Origin of the sequence: Achromobacter sp. HNDS-1 (assembly GCF_040084795.1) — a bacterium.
Classification (GTDB): Bacteria; Pseudomonadota; Gammaproteobacteria; order Burkholderiales; family Burkholderiaceae_B; genus Achromobacter; species Achromobacter ruhlandii.
The window spans coordinates 4,737,377-4,754,638 of record NZ_CP157584.1; the positions used below are offsets into that span (position 1 = coordinate 4,737,377).

Annotated in this window: 13 protein-coding genes; 10 read left to right on the top strand and 3 right to left on the bottom strand. The window is 68.1% G+C overall.

What is annotated here, in order from left to right; genetic code table 11:
- Positions 1 to 4 precede the first annotated feature (4 nt).
- The 6 genes from ABFG95_RS21870 (at position 5) to ABFG95_RS21895 (ending at position 7,131) form a co-directional block, all read left to right on the top strand.
- Positions 5 to 2,506, top strand: coding sequence for a TonB-dependent siderophore receptor (locus tag ABFG95_RS21870; RefSeq protein WP_156525654.1), 2,502 nt, complete (start codon positions 5 to 7; stop codon positions 2,504 to 2,506).
- 148 nt (positions 2,507 to 2,654) lie between these two features.
- Complete coding sequence (locus ABFG95_RS21875) at positions 2,655 to 3,287, top strand: DUF4198 domain-containing protein (protein WP_049072277.1); 633 nt, start codon at positions 2,655 to 2,657, stop codon at positions 3,285 to 3,287.
- A 23-nt stretch (positions 3,288 to 3,310) separates the two neighbouring features.
- Entirely contained in the window at positions 3,311 to 3,592 is a 282-nt protein-coding gene (locus ABFG95_RS21880; RefSeq protein ID WP_049072278.1) for a DUF3649 domain-containing protein, read from the top strand.
- On the top strand, positions 3,589 to 5,310 hold the full coding sequence (locus ABFG95_RS21885; RefSeq protein WP_348994928.1) for a PepSY-associated TM helix domain-containing protein: 1,722 nt from the start codon (positions 3,589 to 3,591) through the stop codon (positions 5,308 to 5,310). The genes ABFG95_RS21880 and ABFG95_RS21885 overlap by 4 nt, the downstream gene beginning before the upstream one ends.
- Positions 5,311 to 5,316: 6 nt before the next feature.
- The gene (locus tag ABFG95_RS21890) at positions 5,317 to 5,640 is read left to right on the top strand and encodes a DUF3325 domain-containing protein (protein WP_054416820.1); all 324 of its coding nucleotides are present in this window, start codon (positions 5,317 to 5,319) and stop codon (positions 5,638 to 5,640) included.
- Between the two features lie 138 nt (positions 5,641 to 5,778).
- Positions 5,779 to 7,131 (top strand): tryptophan--tRNA ligase, encoded by a 1,353-nt coding sequence (locus tag ABFG95_RS21895; RefSeq protein ID WP_348994929.1) that lies wholly within the window; start codon positions 5,779 to 5,781, stop codon positions 7,129 to 7,131.
- 75 nt (positions 7,132 to 7,206) lie between these two features.
- Here the strand turns inward: ABFG95_RS21895 and ABFG95_RS21900 are convergent, their stop codons facing one another.
- On the bottom strand, positions 7,207 to 7,710 hold the full coding sequence (locus ABFG95_RS21900) for a hypothetical protein (RefSeq protein ID WP_049072283.1): 504 nt from the start codon (positions 7,708 to 7,710) through the stop codon (positions 7,207 to 7,209).
- Between the two features lie 311 nt (positions 7,711 to 8,021).
- Positions 8,022 to 10,400: an RNA-binding transcriptional accessory protein Tex gene (gene tex / locus ABFG95_RS21905; protein WP_348994930.1), complete on the bottom strand. Its 2,379-nt coding sequence runs from the start codon at positions 10,398 to 10,400 to the stop codon at positions 8,022 to 8,024.
- 227 nt (positions 10,401 to 10,627) lie between these two features.
- On the opposite strand from tex, the gene ABFG95_RS21910 reads away from it, so the two are divergent.
- Positions 10,628 to 12,709: an ATP-dependent DNA helicase gene (locus ABFG95_RS21910; RefSeq protein ID WP_348994931.1), complete on the top strand. Its 2,082-nt coding sequence runs from the start codon at positions 10,628 to 10,630 to the stop codon at positions 12,707 to 12,709.
- A gap of 86 nt (positions 12,710 to 12,795) precedes the next feature.
- On the opposite strand, the gene ABFG95_RS21915 is transcribed toward ABFG95_RS21910, so the two are convergent.
- Positions 12,796 to 13,584, bottom strand: a complete 789-nt coding sequence (locus ABFG95_RS21915) for an outer membrane protein assembly factor BamD (RefSeq protein ID WP_049072287.1) — start codon at positions 13,582 to 13,584, stop codon at positions 12,796 to 12,798.
- A 107-nt stretch (positions 13,585 to 13,691) separates the two neighbouring features.
- Between ABFG95_RS21915 and ABFG95_RS21920 the strand changes: the two genes are divergently transcribed.
- The 3 genes from ABFG95_RS21920 (at position 13,692) to phaC (ending at position 17,228) form a co-directional block, all read left to right on the top strand.
- Positions 13,692 to 14,726 carry an RluA family pseudouridine synthase gene (locus ABFG95_RS21920; RefSeq protein WP_348994932.1) on the top strand — a complete coding sequence of 345 codons (1,035 nt, stop codon included), beginning with the start codon at positions 13,692 to 13,694 and terminating at the stop codon, positions 14,724 to 14,726.
- Positions 14,714 to 15,478, top strand: coding sequence for a peptidoglycan editing factor PgeF (pgeF, locus tag ABFG95_RS21925; protein WP_348994933.1), 765 nt, complete (start codon positions 14,714 to 14,716; stop codon positions 15,476 to 15,478). The genes ABFG95_RS21920 and pgeF overlap by 13 nt, the downstream gene beginning before the upstream one ends.
- A gap of 112 nt (positions 15,479 to 15,590) precedes the next feature.
- On the top strand, positions 15,591 to 17,228 hold the full coding sequence (gene phaC, locus ABFG95_RS21930) for a class I poly(R)-hydroxyalkanoic acid synthase (protein ID WP_348994934.1): 1,638 nt from the start codon (positions 15,591 to 15,593) through the stop codon (positions 17,226 to 17,228).
- The last annotated feature ends 34 nt before the right edge of the window (positions 17,229 to 17,262 follow it).

Here is a 17,262-nt window from a genome sequence, read left to right on the forward strand (position 1 = left end):
TTTCGTGTCCGCTTCATCTTGCCCGCGCCTGGGCGCATCCTTGACCGCCGGCCGCCTGGCCGTGCTTGCCGCCACTTGCGCCGGCGCCTGGCTGGCCGCCGCGCCCGCCGCCTGGGCGCAAGCCTCGCCCGCCGCGGCCCAGGCGCCGCGCACCTATCAGATCGCCGCCGGCCCGCTGGGCGATGCGCTAACCCAATTCGCGCGCAGCGCGGGCGTGGTGCTGTCGTTCGATCCGGCGCAGGTGCGCGGCCTGCGGTCCGAAGGCCTGAACGGCGCCTATCCGGTGGGCGCCGGCTTCGCCCGCATCCTGGCTGGCAGTGGCCTGCAGGCACGGGCCCAGGCCGGCAATTCCTGGACGCTGGTGGCGGCGCCCTCCGGCGACACGCTGACGTTGGCGCCGGTGACGGTGTCGGCCAATTCCCTGAGCGCCTTTGCGCCGACCGTGGGCTACGTGGCCGGCGCCAGCGTCAGCGCCACCAAGACCGACACCCCGCTGATCGAGACGCCGCAATCGGTGTCCGTGGTCACGCGCGAGCAGATCGCGGAGCAGGGCGCGCAGACGCTGAACCAGGTGTTGCGCTACACGCCCGGCGTGGCGACCGAAACGCGCGGCGCGACCGCCACGCGGCTGGACCAGTTCAGCGTGCGCGGCTTCTCCGCATCGACCTACCTGGACGGCCTGCGTGTGTTCGGCGGGCGCGATGCCTTGCCACAGGTGGACGCCTATCGTCTGGAGCGCGTCGATGTGCTGAAAGGGCCGGCCTCGGTGATGTACGGGCAGGGCGGCCCCGGCGGCGTGGTCAACCAGGTCAGCAAGCGGCCGCTGGAAGAAGCGCTGCATGAAGTCGAGCTTCAGGTTGGCAACTACGATTACCGGCGCGCCAACTTCGACTTCGGCGGCCCGCTGGACGCAGAGGGCAAGTACCTGTATCGCCTGGTGGGATCGGGCTACATGTCCGACGGCCAGATCGACCACACCAAGGAGCGCCGCTACTTCGTCTCGCCGGCCTTCACCTGGAAGCCCAACGGCGACACCTCGCTCACCGTGCTGACGAACTTCCAGCGCGATCCCGACATGGGGTCGTATGGCGCCGCGCCGCCGATGCGCACGCTGCTGTCGGCGCCGGACGGCATCCGCCTGTCGCCACGCTACTACGACGGCGACGCCAATTTCGAGAAGAGCGACCGCAAGAGCTATTCGCTCGGCTACGTGCTGGACCACCGTTTCAGCGATGCCCTGAAGGCGACGCAGAGCCTGCGCTGGACCCATTCCGACGCCAAGTACCGCAGCATCTATGGCGCGTCCAGCCGCTTCTATGGCTACACCGACAGCCGTTACCTGTACCAGCAGCGTGCCGCGATCGCCACCGATGTCGAGGTCGGCGCCCTGACCATCGACAACAACCTGCAGGCGCGTTTCAACACCGGCGCCTTTGGCCACACCGTGCTGCTGGGCCTGGACTACCAGCATGTCAAGACCGACACGCTGTCCGGCTTCGGCAGCGCGCCCGCGCTGAATGTGATGAACCCCGACAACCACCAGGACATCCCGGTGCCGGCGTTTTCCACCGATGCCACCACCACGCAATATCAGACCGGTCTGTACTTACAGGACCAGATCAAGATCGACCGCCTGTCGGTATTGCTGGGAGGGCGCTACGACTGGTCGCGCAACGTCGGCGAAAGCACCGCCATCGCCACCGGCCGCACCACGCCCTCGTCGTTGCGCGCGCAGGCCTTCACCGGCCGTTTCGGCGTGATCTACAACTTCGACAACGGCGTGGCGCCGTACTTCAGCTACTCCGAATCGTTCGAGCCGCAGTCGGGCACGGGCTGGAACAACGCGCTGTTCAAGCCGATCGAGGGCAACCAGTACGAGGTCGGCATCAAGTACCAGCCACCGGGCAGCGCGACCCTGCTGTCGGTGGCCGCCTTCGACATCCGCCGCGAGAACATGCTGACCACCGACCCGGATCCGACGCACCTGTGCGGCACGTCGAACGCGCGCTGCCAGATCCAGTCGGGCGAATTGCGCACGCAGGGCATCGAGCTCGAAGCCAAGACCGAACCGCTGCGCGGGCTGACGCTGATGGCGGGCTATTCACTGCTGGACAACGCCTATTCCAAGTCCAACCCCGGCACCACGGGGCTGAACCTCAAGGGCAAGGCGCCGGTGGGCGTGCCATCGCAGCAGGCTTCGGCCTGGGCCCGCTACCAGTTGCAGGGCGGTCCGCTGGCCGGCCTGGGCGTGGGCGGCGGCGTGCGCTACATCGGTTCGTCGTACGGGGATGAAGCCAACACCATGAAGGTGCCATCGGTGACGCTGTTCGACCTGATGCTGGACTACGACATGGGCCGCGTGTCGCCGTCGCTCAAGGGCATGCAGGTGGCGCTGAATGTGCAGAACCTGTTCGACAAGGAATATATCGCGTCGTGCTCGGGCGATTCGTGGTGCTGGTACGGCTACCAGCGCTCGATCAAGGCCAGCCTGCGTTATCGCTGGTAGACAGGACGGCCCGTCCGCGGCGCAACCGTGGACGGGCAGGCACGCAAAGCCTCACATCGTAGTGAGAATGGTTATAATTCAGACCCTTGCCGAGAGAGAGCCGTCGCGGGGCGGTTCCAGAGCGGCATTCACAACAGGAAAATCGACAATGAAATTCGCAAGGACTTTGGCAGCCATGGCGCTGCTGGGCAGCGCCGGCGCGGCGCAGGCGCACTTCGTCTGGCTCGAGCGGGCCGACCAGGGCCCGGCAAAGGCGTACTTCGGCGAATGGGCGGACGACCTGCGTGAAAAGCGCGACGGCCTGCTGGGCAAGGTCCTGGTGGCGCCGGTGGTGACCGGCGCCGACGGCAAGGCGCTCAAGGCGTCGGCCGAGGGCGCGGATTTCGTCGAGTTCGCCGCCAGCGGCAAGGGCGACGTGCGTCTGTCGCAGCCGATCCAGTTCAAGGACACGCTGATGCAGTACGGCGCCAAGGCCGGCCGCGAAGACACCCAGGGCAAGCTCGACCTGGAACTGGTGCCGGCCGCCGCGGGCAGCAACACCTTCGTGCTGCAGTTCAAGGGCAAGCCGCTGGCCAAGACCGAGGTCACCGTGTTCGGCCCGCCCAAGTGGGAAAAGCGTTTCCGCAGCGACGAGAACGGCCGCATCGAGATCACCACGCCGTGGCCGGGCCAGTACGTGCTGGAAGCCGCCCACGTCGAGGACAAGGCCGGCGAGGCCGACGGCAAGGCCTACGCCAAGATCCGCTACGTTTCCACCCTGACCTTCAACGTGACCAAGTGAAAGCTCCCGCAGCCGGCGCAGGCATGATGCGCTACCGTCTGGCCGTGGCCTCGCGGGCCCTGGCCGCCATCCTCGGCGGCTACGGCCTGGCCTCGGCGGCCGCGGCCTGCCTGGCCGTCTGGCTGCCCATGCAGCGCGCCGACGCCGTCGTCACGGCGCAGATGTCGGCCTTCGTGGTCTACACCTGTGGCGTCATCTGGGTGTTCGCCACCCGCAACGCCTGGCGCGCCTGGGCCGGCATCCTGTTGCCGGCGGCGCTATTCGGCGGCCTGTTCCTGATCGGCCGCATGGTGGGGGCGGCATGAAACCTGCCAAAGGAAAAGCGCAAGGCGAAGAAGGCCTGCGCCAATCCATGTCGTGGCTGCACACCTGGTCGGGCTTGATCTTCGGCTGGGTGCTGTTCGCGATGTTCCTGACCGGCACGCTGTCGTTCTTCCGTCCCGAGATCACCCGCTGGATGCAGCCCGAGATCCAGGCGCAGGCCGCGCCCACGCTCGAATCCGTGGCCATGGCCCAGCGCTACCTGACCGAGCACGCGCCCGACGCCAAGCGCTGGTTCATCACGCCGCCAACCGATCGCGAACCGCTGATCCAGCTGCTGTACCAGGCGCCCAAGCCCAAGCCGGGCGAGCGCGGCTTCGTGCGCGTCAAGCTCGACCCGCGGACCGGCCAGGCCGTCGCCGGGCGCGAGACGCGCGGCGGCGATTTCTTCTACCGCTTCCATTTCGAACTCGAAACGGCCTTTCCGTGGGGGCGCTGGCTCGCCAGCATCGCCGGCATGTTCATGCTGGTGGCCATCATCAGCGGCATCATCACGCACAAGAAGATCTTCGCCGACTTCTTCACCTTCCGCCCGAAGAAGGGCGGCCAGCGGGCCTGGATGGACGGCCACAACGCGCTCTCGGTTCTGGGATTGCCGTTCCACCTGATGATCACCTTCAGCGGGCTGGTGCTGTTCATGGCCATGCTGATGCCCGCCGGCATCATGGCGGTCTACGAAAACCCGCGACAGTATTCCGACGACGTGTTCGCGGCCTTCAAGGTCACGCCGCCGCGCAACGAGGCCGCGCCCCTCGTCGCGCTTGCGCCGCTGGTGGATCAGGTGCAGCAGCGCTGGCATGGCCGCGTGGGCCGCGTGACCGTCAACAACCCGGGCGATGCCGGCGCCACCGTCACCTTGACGCGCGATGCGGCGGACGGCGTGTCGTACGGCCGGCTCGCGCCCTATGCGCGCTTTGATGGCGTCACCGGCGCCTTCCTGGAAGGGCAGGACGAACTGAGCCCCACCGTGCGCACCGCCGGCGTGGTCGTCGGCCTGCACCTGGGCCTGTTCGCCGAGCCGCTGCTGCGCTGGTTCTATTTCCTGGTCAGCCTGGCGGGCACTGGCATGGTCGGTTCCGGCCTGGTGCTGTGGATCGCCAAGCGCCGCCAGAAGGCGCGTCCCGGTGCGCGCGAGGCCTTCTCGCTGCGCCTGGTGGACGGCCTGAACGCCGGCACCATCGCCGGCCTGTTCATCGCGGTGGCCGCGTTCTTCTGGGCCAACCGGTTGGTGCCGGCCGACCTGCCGGGCCGCCAGCTGTGGGAAGTGCGTGCGTTCTTCGCCGCCTGGGGCCTGTCGTTGGTGTATGCGTTCCTGCTCCACAGGCGCAAGTGGGTTGACCTGCTCACGATTGCCGCCGCCTCGCTGGCGCTGGTGCCGGTGGTCAATGCCCTGACCACCTCGCGTCACCTCGGCGTGTCGCTGCCGGCGGGCGATTGGGTCATGGCCGGGTTCGACCTGACCTGCCTGGCTGGCGCGCTGTTGCTGGGCTGGATGGCACGCCGGGCGGCCCGGGCGCGCAAGGCGCCGGCCAAGGGCGCCACCCAGACGCCGGCCCGGGCGCGGGCCGCGACGCCCGCCGCCGTGCCCGTACCGGCCCCGGCCCCGGTCCAGGCCCAGGCCCAGGCCCAGGCGCGCCGCCGCGCCGCCACCGCGCTGGAGCCGCCGCCTTCTCCTTCCGATGCCGCTTATGAACCAAGGTGATATGCCATGACGCTAGCCGCCTTCTGCCTGGCCTATGCGGGGTTTTCCGCCCTCTGCCTGGGCATGGATCGTCACTACGAAGACCTGTTCGACCGCGCGCTGCCACGCCGTCATCGCGTGCCGTTGCGGGCCTTCGGCTGGCTGGCGCTCGCCCTCTCTCTGTGCGCCTCGGCCGCGGTCTGGGGCTGGAGCTATGGCACCGTTGAATGGATCGGCATTCTCAGCATCGCCGGCCTGTTGCTGATCTGGTTCCTGACTTTCCGGCCCCGTGCCGCGCTGACGGCGGGCGGGCTGTGCGCGGTGGCCGCGCCGCTGCTGGCCGTGCTGTAGGCGTACCGTGGGCAGGGCGCCCGCGCCGCGGGCCGGCCGGGCGCGCTTGCGCCAGGTCCGGGCGTTGCCCGCGCCATCCGGGTGTCGCGCGCGGCACGTTACACTGGGCGTTTCTCCAAGCAAACGGCTTCATCGTCCATGAACACCCGCGTCCTCACTGGCATCACCACCTCCGGAACCCCTCACCTCGGCAACTACGCTGGCGCGATCCGCCCGGCGGTCCAGGCCAGCACGCAACCGGGTGTCGACGCGTTTTTCTTCCTGGCCGACTACCACGCCCTGATCAAGTGCGATGATCCGGCCCGCGTGGCCCGCTCGCGCCTCGAAATCGCCGCCACCTGGCTGGCGGTGGGGCTGGACCCCGAACGCGTGACCTTCTACCGTCAGTCGGATATCCCCGAGATCCCCGAATTGAGCTGGCTGCTGACCTGCGTCACGGCCAAGGGCCTGATGAACCGCGCGCACGCCTACAAGGCTTCGGTCGACCAGAATACGGCCAAGGGCGTGGACCCGGACGACGGCGTGACCATGGGCCTGTTCTCGTACCCCATCCTGATGGCCGCGGACATCGTCATGTTCAACGCCAACAAGGTGCCGGTGGGCCGCGACCAGATCCAGCATCTGGAGATGGCGCGCGACATCGCCCAGCGCTTCAATCACCTGTACGGCCGCGACTACTTCACGCTGCCCGAAGTCGCCATCGAAGAGGACGTGGCCACCTTGCCGGGCCTGGATGGTCGCAAGATGTCCAAGAGCTACAACAACACCATCCCGCTGTTCGAGGGCGGCGCCAAGGCGCTGCGCGCCTCGATCATGCGCATCGTCACCGATTCGCGCGAACCGGGCGAGCCCAAGGACGCCGAAGGCTCGCACCTGTACACCATCTACCGCGCCTTCGCCACGCATGAACAGGCCGCGGCGTTCCGCAAGCAGCTCGAGGACGGCCTGGGCTGGGGCGAGGCCAAGCAGGCGCTCTACGACCACCTGGAGAACCTGCTGGCGCCGATGCGTGAACGCTACTTCGACCTGATGGCCAACCCCGGCCGGATCGAAGAGGTGCTACAGGCTGGCGCCGCCAAGGCGCGCAAGCTGGCCGTGCCGATGATGCGCGAGCTGCGCGAGGCCGTCGGCCTGCGCAATCTGAATGCGCAGGCGCCGGGCAAGCAGGCGCAGGCCAAGAAGGAAAAGGGCAAGGGCGCGCGCTTTGTCAGCTTCCGCGACGAAGACGGCGGTTTCCGTTTCCGCCTGCTGGCGGCCGATGGCGAGGAACTGCTGCTGTCGCAGCGCTTTGCCGATCCCAAGGAAGCCGGGGCCCTGATGCGCCGCCTGCAATCGGAAGCGCCCGAGGCCCTGCTGCAGGCCACCGCGCAGGGCGTGGCGGCGGTGCTCGATGGGGTAGCCGTGGCGACGGCGCCCGCTGGCGCCCAGGGCGACGCGCAGGCGCAGTTGGCCAAGGCGAGCGAAGCGCTGGCCTCGATGTCGCAGGAGTAGCGCGACGCGGGCGGCGCGCGCGCCGCCTCTCTTGCGTGATGGAATCGCCCGGCCACTGTGCCGGGCATGCTTTTTTCAGCGACGCGCGCTCGATACGATGCGGCCGTCCTGCACCTGGAAGCGCTGGGCGCTGCCCTGGCCGGCGATCTCGAGCAGGTCGCCTTCCGAATAACCGGTGACGGTCGGACAATCCAGCCATTCGGGGTTGATGAACGGGAAGTACTTGAGCGCGCCGCTGCCCTGGCTGACGAAATCGAAGGTGGTGTTGGCGACCACTTCCGGATCCCACTGGCTGGCGTCGAAGGTCAGTGCGCAGCCGGCCCCGATACGGTAGACGATGCTGGCGCCCATGCTGGCAAAGCCAAGCGCGCCGACGTGCAATTGCGCGCCGTTGGTCAGTTCGATGACGCGGCTGCCCAGGCGTTCCAGAGTGATGTGCTTGAAGTTGACTTCGGCGCCATCCACGGTCAGGTGAGCGTATTGACCCAGGGTGACTTCGTTGTAGGCGCCGCTCAGGCTGGCTTCTTTTTCGGTAATGGTTGCCGTTTCGTTGGCGGCAAGCGTAATCGTATTGCGCATGGCGGACGGATCTCCGGTCTCTCAGGGGATGGCGCTGTTTTTCTAGTGCTTCTACCCGATAGACGCTTGCGCCGCAGCTCGCCTGATCATGGGTTTGCCTTCGCCGTGCGTGCCCGACTTCGCCGGCTTTTATTATTTGGACACAATTCGATATTTTCCCTTGTTTTTGTTGCGTCCGGCTTGCGGCATCGCAAGGAAAACGGGCAATTGCGGGAAAGTCCCTAGTTGAATGACAACCGGCGCCTGAGGCGCCGGTCGGGGACTTGCAAGAGGCGCCTGGCCGGCTCCGGAGGAAGCGGCCAGGGCGGCGCTCAACGTTTGAGCTTGGCGAAGGCGTCGGCCATGGCGCTGTTCATCGCGCCACCGCCGCCGCCATTGCCGCGGCCGCTGTCGCCCTGCGGACGACGGCCCGGGCGGTCGCCGCCCTTGGGCGCGTCGGCGCCGCGGCGGGCTGGCACGGCGGCGTCGTTCATGCGCATGGTCAGCGCCACGCGCTTGCGCGCCACGTCCACTTCCAGCACCTTCACGCTGACGGTCTGGCCCACGCGCACCACGTCGCGCGGATCCTTCACGAATTTCTCGGCCAGCGCGGAAATGTGGACCAGGCCGTCCTGGTGCACGCCGATGTCGACGAACGCGCCGAAGTTGGCGACGTTGGTCACCACGCCTTCGAGCACCATGCCGGGGTACAGGTCGTTGAGCGTCTCGACGCCTTCCTTGAACTGCGCCGTCTTGAACTCGGGACGCGGATCGCGGCCGGGCTTTTCCAGTTCGGCGAAGATGTCGCGCACCGTCGGCAGGCCGAAGCGTTCGTCCGTGAAATCAGACGGCGACACGCCCTTGAGCGCGTCGCGCTGGCCGATGATCTGCTTCACCTCGGCCTTGATCTTGGCCACGATGCGCTCGACCACCGGATAGGCTTCGGGGTGCACCGACGAGGCATCCAGCGGGTTGTCGCCGTTGGGAATGCGCAGGAAGCCGGCGGCCTGCTCGAAAGCCTTGTCGCCGAAGCGCGGCACCTTGCGCAGTTGTTCGCGGGTGGGGAAAGCGCCGTTCTCGTCGCGCCAGGCCACGATGTTCTTGGCCAGCAGCGAGTTCAGGCCCGACACGCGCGCCAGCAGCGCGGCGGAGGCGGTGTTGACGTCCACGCCGACCGCGTTCACGCAGTCCTCGACCACCGCGTCCAGCGAACGCGCCAGCTCGCGCTGGTTGACGTCGTGCTGGTACTGGCCCACGCCGATGGCCTTGGGATCGATCTTGACCAGCTCGGCCAGCGGATCCTGCAGGCGGCGCGCGATCGACACGGCGCCGCGCAGCGTCACGTCGAGGTCGGGGAATTCCTGCGCGGCGGTCTCGGAGGCCGAATACACCGACGCGCCGGCCTCGGACACCACCACGCGGGTCACCTTCAGGTCGGGGAAGCGTTCCTGCATGTCGCCCACCAGCTTCTCGCTTTCGCGCGAGGCGGTGCCGTTGCCGATGGCGATCAGGTCGACCTTGTGGCGCGCCACCAGCGCGGCCAGGGTGTTGATGGTGCCGTCGCGGTCGCGGCGCGGCTCGAACGGGTAGACGGTGGTGGTGTCGACGACCTTGCCGGTGCGGTCGATCACGGCCACCTTGCAGCCCGTGCGGATGCCAGGGTCCAGGCCCAGCACGGCCTTGGGGCCGGCCGGCGCGGCCAGCAGCAGGTCTTTCAGGTTGGCGGCGAACACGCGGATGGCCTCGGCCTCGGCGGTTTCGCGCAGGCGGCCGATCAGTTCGCTCTCGAAGGCCGTCACCAGCTTGACGCGCCAGGTCCAGCGGCAGACTTCGCCCAGCCAGCGCGCGCGCGGCGAGGCATCCAGCGCGAACAGGCCGTTGCCCAGCTTGAGGAAGCTGGCGATGCGCGCGACGCAGGGGTGCGGGGTCTGCGCCTCCAGTTCGGCTTCCAGGCCCAGGCGGATTTCCAGCACGCCTTGCTGGCGGCCGCGCAGCAGCGCCAGGATGCGGTGCGACGGCAGCGTGCGCAGCGGTTCGTTGAAGTCGAACCAGTCGCGGAAGTTGGCGCCTTCGGTCTCCTTGCCGTCGACCATCTTGGAATACAGATAGCCGGTGGACCAGAGGTGCTCGCGCATGTCGGCCAGCAGGTCGGCGTTCTCGGCGTAGCGCTCGGCCAGGATGTCGCGGGCGCCGTCCAGCGCCGCCTTGGCGTCGTTGATCGAGGCTTCGGGATTCAGGTACTGCGCGGCCAGCGCGCCCGGGTCGCAGGCGGCGTCGGCCAGGATGGCGTCGGCCAGCGGCTCCAGGCCCGCCTCGCGGGCGATCTGGGCGCGCGTGCGGCGCTTCGGTTTGTAGGGCGCGTACAGGTCTTCCAGGCGCTGCTTGGTGTCGGCGGTGGCGATTTCCTGCTGCAGTTCGGGCGTCAGCTTGCCTTGCTGCGAGATCGATTCGAGGATCGCGCCGCGGCGTTCTTCGAGTTCGCGCAGGTAACCCAGGCGCACTTCCAGGTTGCGCAGGACGGTGTCGTCCAGGCCGCCGGTGGCTTCCTTGCGGTAGCGCGCAATGAACGGCACGGTGGCGCCATCATCGAGCAGTTCCACCGCCGAGGCGATCTGGGAGGCGCGGGCGCCAAGCTCGGTGGCGAGCTGGGCCACGATACGGGCATTGTCGACGCCGGCGGCGACGTTCGTGATAACGGAAGTTTCAGACATCTCGATACGACGGCAAAAAGGAAAAACAAGGGGCGGATTGTGCCATAAGCCGCTGTTACAAAAAGTGCCAACCGGGATGCATCCGTCCCCATCGACTGTGCCGTTTGCGACGCGTTCGCCGTAAAAGGGCAGCGCCAGCGGGTATCATTTGATCCTTTCCCACCCTATCAGGGCCTGGCGCCCCCGCCGTCGACCCGCGCGGTCGATCGCGACGCCCGGCTGTTTCCATGCTGGACCTGGACATCTCCGAATTCTTCGCCGAGGACGGCCCGCTCGCGTCGGCCTTGCCCGGCTACAAGCCGCGCCCTTCCCAAGTGGAACTGGCCCAGGCCATCGGCCAGGCCATCCAGGACCGCGCCACGCTGGTGGCCGAGGCCGGCACCGGCATCGGCAAGACCTGGGCCTATCTTGTACCCGCCTTCATCCAGGGCGGCAAGGTGCTGATCTCCACCGGTACCCGCACCCTGCAGGACCAGTTGTTCACGCGCGACCTGCCGCGCGTGCGGGCGGCGCTGGCCGCGCCGGTGACGGCCGCCTTGCTCAAGGGCCGCGGCAACTACGTCTGCCATTACCACCTGGAACGCCTGCAGGGCGACGAACGCGCCTTGAAGTCGCGCACCGAGATCCAGCAGTTGCGCCAGATCCAGGTGTTCGCCGGCATTTCCAAGACCGGCGACCGTGGCGATCTGGCGCAGGTGCCCGAAGACGCCGACATCTGGCAGCGCGTCACCTCGACCCGCGAAAACTGCCTGGGCCAGGAATGCCCCCGCATTCGCGACTGCTTCGTGGTCAAGGCCCGCCGCCAGGCCCAGGAGGCCGACGTGGTGGTGGTCAACCACGCCCTGTTCATGGCCGACCTGGTGCTGCGCGAAGAGGGCGTCACCGACCTGCTGCCCGAGGCCGACACCGTCATCTTCGACGAAGCCCATCAGTTGCCCGACACCGCCACCCGCTTCCTGGGCAGCAGCGTGTCGACCCACCAATTGCTGGACTTCGGCCGGGCGCTGGAGGCCGCCGGCCTGGCCTATGCGCGCGAAGCGACCAAATGGAGCGACGTGGCGCGTCACCTGGAAACGGCGGCGCGCGAATTGCGCCTGGTCTGTGCGCCGCTGGACCGCATGCCGGGCCGCAAGGCCACCTTCGAGGCCCTTCCCAATCCCGAGGAATTCGATGCCGCGCTGGCGGTGCTGCGCGAAGCGATCGACGTCGCCACCAACGCGCTAGGCTCGGTGGCCGAACGCCATCCCGACCTGGTGGCCGCCGCGCGCAGCGGCGCCGAAATCGCCGTGCGCCTGAAGCGCTGGGCCACGCCGGCGCGCAACGCATCGGGCGTCGACGATGAAGGCTGGGGCCGCGACGACCAGGCGCCCGGGCTGCCCGCGGCGCTGGGCGATGGCCTGTCGACGCCGGTCGCGATCCTTGAAGGCGCGGCGGCGGCGGGCGAATGGACCGGCCCGGCCGTGCGTTGGGTCGAACACGGCCAGCACCACGTGCGCCTGCACTCCGCGCCGCTGTCGGTGGCGCAGGCCTTCTCCAAGTACCGCAAGCCGGGCCAGGCCTGGATCATGACCTCGGCCACCCTGTCGGTGAATGGCGAATTCACCCACTTCACCGGCCAGTTGGGCCTGGATCAGGCCCGCACCGGCAAGTGGGAGTCGCCGTTCGATTATCCCGAGCAGGCGCTGCTGTTCGTGCCGCGCGGCATGCCCGAACCGCAATCGCCGCAGTTCCTGGACCGCTTCGTGCAGACGCTGCTGCCGCTGCTGGAGGCCAGTCCGGGCGGCACGCTGGTGCTGTGTACGACGCTGCGCGCCGTGGACAAGGTCGCCAACCTGCTGGCCGACGCGTTCGATGACGCCGGCCACGACTGGCCGCTGCTCAAGCAGGGCGAAGGCACGCGCCGCGACCTGCTGGACCGCTTCTGCAAGTTGACCCATCCGGTGCTGGTGGGCAGCGCCAGTTTCTGGGAGGGCATCGACCTGCCCGGCGACGTGCTGACGCTGGTGGCGATCGACAAGCTGCCGTTCGCGCCGCCGGACGATCCGGTGATCGAGGCTCGCCTGCGGGCCTGTCGCGCCCAGGGCGGCAATCCGTTCTCGGAATACCAGCTGCCCGAGGCCGCCATTTCGCTCAAGCAGGGCGCCGGCCGCCTGATCCGCACGGAATCGGACTGGGGCGTGCTGATGGTGGGCGATGCGCGCCTGGTCGAAAAGCCCTACGGCAAGCGCCTGTGGCGCGGCCTGCCGCCGTTCGCGCGCACGCGCGAACTGGAGGAAGTGCTGGCGTTCTACCGTCGCAAGCAGGCATAGCGCCGCCAGTCGCCACCACGACCGCCAGCCAACAAAAAGCCCCTCGATTGCTCGAGGGGCTTTTTCCCATGCGGTGGCCGATCAGGTCAGTTGAACGGATTCCACCAGCTCTTGTCGGCCTTCAGGCCCTTGTTCTTGAACGTGCTGTTGGGGAAGTTCTTATCGAGCACGCGTTCCGAGTCGTTCTTCAGCTCGGTCATGCCGAGTTTGTCGTACGAGGCGACCATCAGGTACAGCGCTTCCTCGGTGGCGGGCGCGCCTTCGAAGTCGGTGATGACCGTCTGCGCCCGGTTGGCCGCGGCCACGTAGGCGCCGCGCTCGAAGTAGTAGCGGGCCACATGCACTTCGTTCATGGCGATGGTGTTGACCAGCCAGGCCACGCGCTTTTCGGCGTCCGGGGTGTACTTGCTGTCCGGGTAGCGCTTGATCAGCTCGTTGAAGGCGTCGTACGACGCGCGCAGGCCCTTGGGATCGCGCTCGGCGGGATCCTGGCCGGTGATGCTGCTCATGAAGGCGCTGGCCGGCGTGAAATTGATCAGGCCCTTCAGGTACAGCGCGTAGTCGGTTCCCGGATGGTTGGGATAGAGCTGCTGGAAGCGGTCGATCGCGGCCAGCGCCTGTTCGTTTTCGCCGTCCTTCCAGTTGACGTAGGCCAGTTCGAGCAGGGCTTGCTGGGCGTAGACGCCGAACGGATAGCGGCTTTCGATGGCGGTCAGGCGCTCGCGGGCTTCCTTCCAGCCCCCCGAGGAGATTTCGGCCTTGGCGTCGGCGTAGAGCTGTTCGGCGCTCCAGTTGGCGGTCTTGTCGTATTTGCTGTTGGTCGAACCGCAACCGGCGATCGCGATGACGGCAAATAGCGCGATAACCACGCGCAAGACCGACCCGCTTCGGGAGGCGGGGTTCGTGGGAGCTGCGGGGTGGTGAATCACGAGAATCGTATCCTTGGTGGTAGCATGGCAGGCTGATTATATGATTTGTCTCCATGTCCGCTACAGCCTTCAGCGCAGATCTCGTTTCCGACGATGAACTCCTGGACCTTTCCGATGGTGATTCCGGCGAAAACCCAGGTGGAAAATCGCGCGGCGGGTCGCTTGAAAACGCGCAACTTGTAACGGTGCCCGCGGGCACCCGGGCCGACCGGCTCGACAAGGTGCTGGCCGGTCTATTGCCAGACCACTCCCGCAGCCGTCTGCAGGGCTGGATCGAAGCCGGCAACGTCCATGTCAACGGCGCGCCCGGCAAGGTGCGCCAGACGGTCGGCCCGGGCGACGAGATCGCCGTCTGGCCCCAGCCCGCGCCGGAATCGCTGGCATTCGCGCCCGAACCCATCGACTTTCCGGTGGTGGACGAAAGCCCCGACTGGATCGTGGTGAACAAACCCGCCGGCCTGGTGGTGCATCCGGGCGCCGGCAACTGGAGCGGCACGCTGCTCAACGGCCTGTTGCACCGCTACCCGGAATTGGCCCAGGTGGCGCGCGCCGGCATCGTTCACCGGCTGGACAAGGACACCTCCGGCCTGATGGTGGTGGCGCGCAACGAAATCGCGCAGACCCACCTGGTGCGCCAGTTGCAGGCCCGCAGCATGGGCCGCGAATACGTGGCGCTGGCGCACGGCTGGCTGACCGCCACCGGCCGGGTCGACCGCGCCATCGGCCGCGATCCGCGCGTGCCGGTGCGCATGAGCGTCGAGCGTCCCGTGGCGCCCAAGCCGGCCGTCACCCACTACGCTCCCGCGCGGCGCGGCCAGGTCGACCCCGGCGGCCGCGTCAGCGAGGTGGTCTGTCGCCTGGAAACCGGCCGCACCCACCAGATCCGGGTGCACCTGGCCAGCCTGGGGCACCCGCTGCTGGCCGACACCCTCTATGGCGGCAAGAACATCGCGGGCGCGCAGCGGCAGATGCTGCACGCCCGCGCCCTGCATTTCGACGATCCGGGCGGGCGTGGCGAGGTCCAGTTCGCCGCGCCGGTGCCGGCCGACATGACCCTGGTCCAGGAAGCGATCGCATGGAACGCGTGACGCAAGGCTTGCCCGTGGTGACCGGTCCCGCGTGGCCGGGCGTCAACTATTTCTGCACCACCCGCGCCGGTGGCGTGGGCGTGGCCCCGCACGACACCCTGAATCTCGGCCGCCGCGCCGGCGATGATCCCGACGCCGTGGCAGAGAACCGCCGCCGCCTGCGCGCGGCGCTGCCGGCCGAGCCGCTGTGGCTGCGCCAGGTGCATGGCAGCGAGGTGGTCGACGCCGATGCCGCCGACCTGCCGGACGAGCCCGCGCTGGACGCCAGTGTCACCGCGCGTCCCGGCCGGGTGCTGGCGGTGATGGTGGCCGACTGCCTGCCGGTGGTCATTGCCGACGCCGACGGCCGGGTCCTGGGCGCCGCGCACGCCGGCTGGCGCGGCCTGTCCGGCGGCGTGCTGGAACACACCCTGGCGGCGATGCGCGCCAAGGCGCCGCAGGCCACCGCCTGGCGCGCCTGGGTCGGTCCAGGCATCGGGCCGGACGCCTTCGAGGTCGGGCGCGACGTGCTGGACGCCTTCCTGGCCGACGATTCCGCCGCCGAACGTTATTTCCGGCCGCGGCCCGGCGTGCCCGGCAAATGGCTGGCCGACCTGGCCGGCCTGGCCGAATTCCGCCTGCGCCGCGCCGGGGTGGAGGACGTCACCCTGAGTCGCCTGTGCACGGTCACGGACGCGGCGCGCTTCTTTTCCTACCGCCGCGACGGTGAAACCGGGCGGATGGCATTGCTGGCCTGGCTGGATCCGGCTTGATCCCGCGCAAGGCGGTCGCAAATGCCTTGCGCCCCTCATTGAATACCCGCATTGACAGCCCTTAACCCGACATGCAACATCAATCGGGAAGTCTCGATAACAAGGTGTCGAAGTGAATGCCAATCTCTCCGCTTCAGGGCCCCATCCGGTGAGCGTGGCTCCGGACGTCCTGGCCGATATCCAGGCTGAATTCTCGCGCGAATGGCAACGGCTGTGCGACGACGCCCGCCGTGGCGCGCTGGCCCCGCCGGCCGACCGCCGCTTCGCCGGCGCGGCCTGGGCCGCCAATGGCCAGCATCTGCTGATGGCGCACACCTACCTGCTGTCGGCCCGCGCCATGTCGCGCATGGTCGACGCGGCGCAGGTCAGCGAGCCGATGCGCGACCGCCTGCGGTTCTCGATCATGCAATGGGTCGACGCGCTGTCGCCGTCGAACTTCCTGGCGCTCAACCCCGATGCCCAGCAATCCATCGTCGAAAGCGCCGGCCGCGCCCTGAACGAAGGGCTGGCCAATCTGCTGGGCGACGTCAAGAAAGGCCGCATCACCCAGACCGACGAGACCCAGTTCGAGATCGGCCGCAACGTGGCGGTGACGCCCGGCGACGTGGTGTTCGAAAATGCGCTGTTCCAGCTGATCCAGTACAAGCCCGCCACCGCCACGGTGCACGAGCGGCCGCTGGTGATCGTGCCGCCGAACATCAACAAGTTCTATATCCTCGACCTGCAACCCGACAACTCGTTCGTGCGCCACGCGGTCGAGCAGGGCTTCACGGTGTTCCTGATCTCCTGGCGCAACCCGCTGGCCAGCGATACCGACGGCATCGATCGCGCGACCTGGTCCGACTACCTCGACGACGCGGTGCTGCGGGCCCTGCGCGTGGCCAGCGACATCTCCGGCCAGCCGCAGGTCAACGCGCTCGGCTTCTGTGTCGGCGGCACCATGCTGGCCTCGGCGCTGGCGCTGGCCGAAGCGCGCGGCGAGCATCCGGTGGCGGCGCTGACGCTGCTGACCTCGCTGCTCGATTTCCACGATACCGGCATCCTCAACGTCTTCGTCGACGAGGCCCACGCGCTGCTGCGCGACCATCAACTGGGCAACGGCGGCCTGATGCCCGGACGCGACCTTGCCACCACTTTCTCGTTCCTGCGGCCTAATGAACTGGTCTGGAACTACGTCGTCGGCAACTACCTGAAAGGCCAGAAGCCGCCAGCCTTCGACCTGCTGTTCTGGAACGGCGACAGCACCAATCTGCCGGGCCCGTTCTTTTCCTGGTACTTCCGCAACACGTATCTCGAAAATAACCTGAAGGTGCCCGGCCGCGCCCAGGCCGCCGGCCTGCCGCTGGACCTGACGCGCCTGTCGATGCCGGCGTATATTTTCGGTTCACGCGAAGACCATATCGTGCCGTGGGTGTCGGCCTATGCTTCCACCCAGGTGCTGCGCGGTCCGCAGCGCTTCGTGCTGGGCGCCTCGGGCCATATCGCCGGCGTGGTGAATCCGCCCGCCAAGAAGCGCCGCAGCTACTGGGTGGCGGACAATCTGGGCGGCGCCGGCCAGCCGCTGCCGGGCGACCCCAACGCCTGGCTGGCGCAGGCGCAGGAAATACCGGGCAGCTGGTGGCCCGATTGGGCCGCCTGGCTGGCGGGGCATTCCGGCAAGCAGGTCAAGGCGCGTGCAAAATCAGGTAACGCCCGGTATCGGCCGATAGAGCCGGCGCCGGGCAGGTATGTGAAGGTCAGGGCTGCCTGAAGCCGCGCACGCGGTGGGCCCAGGCCAATAAGAA

Coding starts and splice junctions, on each gene's coding strand:
- ABFG95_RS21920 (WP_348994932.1), top strand. CDS start 13,692: ATGTCCGCTACAGCCTTCAGCGCAGATCTCGTTTCCGACGATGAACTC.
- tex (WP_348994930.1), bottom strand. CDS start 10,400: ATGTCTGAAACTTCCGTTATCACGAACGTCGCCGCCGGCGTCGACAAT.
- ABFG95_RS21890 (WP_054416820.1), top strand. CDS start 5,317: ATGACGCTAGCCGCCTTCTGCCTGGCCTATGCGGGGTTTTCCGCCCTC.
- ABFG95_RS21900 (WP_049072283.1), bottom strand. CDS start 7,710: ATGCGCAATACGATTACGCTTGCCGCCAACGAAACGGCAACCATTACC.
- ABFG95_RS21875 (WP_049072277.1), top strand. CDS start 2,655: ATGAAATTCGCAAGGACTTTGGCAGCCATGGCGCTGCTGGGCAGCGCC.
- ABFG95_RS21885 (WP_348994928.1), top strand. CDS start 3,589: ATGAAACCTGCCAAAGGAAAAGCGCAAGGCGAAGAAGGCCTGCGCCAA.
- pgeF (WP_348994933.1), top strand. CDS start 14,714: ATGGAACGCGTGACGCAAGGCTTGCCCGTGGTGACCGGTCCCGCGTGG.
- ABFG95_RS21895 (WP_348994929.1), top strand. CDS start 5,779: ATGAACACCCGCGTCCTCACTGGCATCACCACCTCCGGAACCCCTCAC.
- ABFG95_RS21910 (WP_348994931.1), top strand. CDS start 10,628: ATGCTGGACCTGGACATCTCCGAATTCTTCGCCGAGGACGGCCCGCTC.
- ABFG95_RS21880 (WP_049072278.1), top strand. CDS start 3,311: ATGATGCGCTACCGTCTGGCCGTGGCCTCGCGGGCCCTGGCCGCCATC.